At 69.3% G+C, this 1,963-nt stretch carries 1 protein-coding gene; it reads right to left on the reverse strand.

The genetic code is table 11. The features are described from left to right. Nucleotides 1-1,963, reverse strand: a 1,963-nt coding sequence (locus K8638_RS44105) for a condensation domain-containing protein (RefSeq protein WP_223760796.1), incomplete at both ends; no start/stop codon positions are given.

The following is a 1,963-nucleotide window of genomic DNA, read 5'->3' on the forward strand; positions in this document are numbered from 1 at the left end:
GGGAGACGATGAGCTCGACGGAGCGCTCCAGGGCCAGGGCCACCGGCGCATCCGGGCGCACGCCTCGCGCGATGAGCAGATGAGCGAGCTGGTTGGCGCGGGCGTCGAGCTGCGAGTAGGTCAGGCGCTGGGCACCGAACTCCAGGGCCACGGAGCCGCCGTGCTCCGCAACGACGCGGGAGAAGACGTCGACCAGCGTGGACTCGCCGGGGAAGGAAGACTGCGCCCGGTTGAAGCCAACGAGAACGGCGTGGAGCTCCTTCTCGGAGAGCAGGGGCAGGCGGTGGATGGACTGCTCTGGGGCATCGAGCAGCGTCTCCAGGAAGCAGACGTACAGGTGGGACAGTCGCTCGGCGGTGGCCGGCAGGAACAGGTCGGTGTTGTAGACGAGTGAGCCGGTGAAGCCCTCGGGCGAGTCCCAGAGGTCAAGCTCCAGCTCGAACTTCGCGATGGCGGGCTCCAAACCCGCGAGGGACTGGATGGAGAGGTTCGTTTCCGCGGTAGGGCCGAGAGGCGCGTTCTGGAGCGCGAAGAAGACCTGGAAGAGAGGAGAGCGCTCCAACGACCTGCTGGAGGCGAGGGACTCGACGAGCTTCTCGAAGGGGACGTCCTGGTGGGCGTAGGCGCCGAGCGTCGCCTCGCGCACGCGGGCCACCAGTTGCCGGAAGGAGAGGCCCTCCTCCAATCGGGAGCGGAGCGCGAGGGTGTTGACGAAGAAGCCGATGAGGCCCTCCAGCTCGGCGAAGCGGCGCCCGGCAATGGGAGAGCCGACGAGGAGGTCCTGCTGTCCGCAGTAGCGGGAAAGCAGAGCCTGGAAGGCGCCAAGCAGGGCCATGAAGGGGGTGACGCCCTCCTTCTGGCAGAAGGCTCGCAGCGCGTCGGAGAGGTGCCGAGGCAGGTGCACGGGCACCGAGGCACCGCGGAAGGACTGCACGGAGGGCCTGGGGAAGTCGGTGGGCAGCTCCAGTGCCCGAGGGGCGCCCTCCAGGTGCTTGCGCCACCAGGCCAGCTGCGCTTCCAGCGCTTCGCCCTGGAGCCACTGGCGCTGCCAGACGGCGACGTCGGCGTACTGCAGCGGCAGCTCGGGCAGGGGAGAGGGCTGACCCGCATGGAAGGCCTCGTAGAGCGCGGCCATCTCACGCTCCAGCACGCCCATGGACCAGCCGTCCGAGACGATGTGGTGCATCGTCAGCAGCAGCACGTGTCGCGAGTCCCCCAGCTTGAACAGATGGGCGCGCAACAGCGGACCGGAAGCAATGTTGAAGGGGCGCTCGGCCTCCTCCCGGGCCAGTCGGAGTGCCTCCGTCTCGCCGTCCTCCCGCCCACTCAGGTCCACCATGGGCAGGACGAAGGGCTTCGCCGCGTGGATGAGCTGCACGGGCGAGCCGTTCTCTTCGCCGAAGGTCGTGCGAAGTGATTCGTGCCGGCGCACCAGCTCCGTGAAAGCGAGCTCCAGGGCGGACACGTCGAGCACGCCTTCGAGCCGCAGCGCGGTGGGCATGTTGTAGGTGGCCGTACCGGGCTGGAGCCGATCGAGGAACCACAGGCGCTGCTGGGCGAAGGAGAGGGGCAGGGCGCCGGTGCGCGGAGCGAGCCGCAGCGCGGGCATGGCGGTGGCTTGAGAGGACTGCTCCACCTTGATCGCGAGCCGCTCGAGGGTGGGCGCCTCGAAGAGCGCGCGCAGGGGGAGCTCCACTGCGAACTCGGCGCGCACTCGGGCGACAAGCTGGGTAGCGAGGAGCGAGTGTCCGCCCAGCTCGAAGAAGTCGTCGTGGATGCCCACCTTGTCCACGCGAAGCACCTCGGCCCACAGCGCGGCCAGCTTCTCTTCGGTGGGTGTGCGGGGCGGCTCGAAGGGCCGCAGCTCGGCGCGCGAGTCGGGGGCAGGCAGGGCCTTCCTGTCCACCTTGGCGTTGGCGGTGAGGGGGAAGGAGTCCAGGCGCAGCAGCGCCGAGGGCACCAT

Source organism: Myxococcus sp. RHSTA-1-4 (assembly GCF_020037125.1).
In the GTDB taxonomy this organism is placed as follows: Bacteria; Myxococcota; Myxococcia; order Myxococcales; family Myxococcaceae; genus Myxococcus.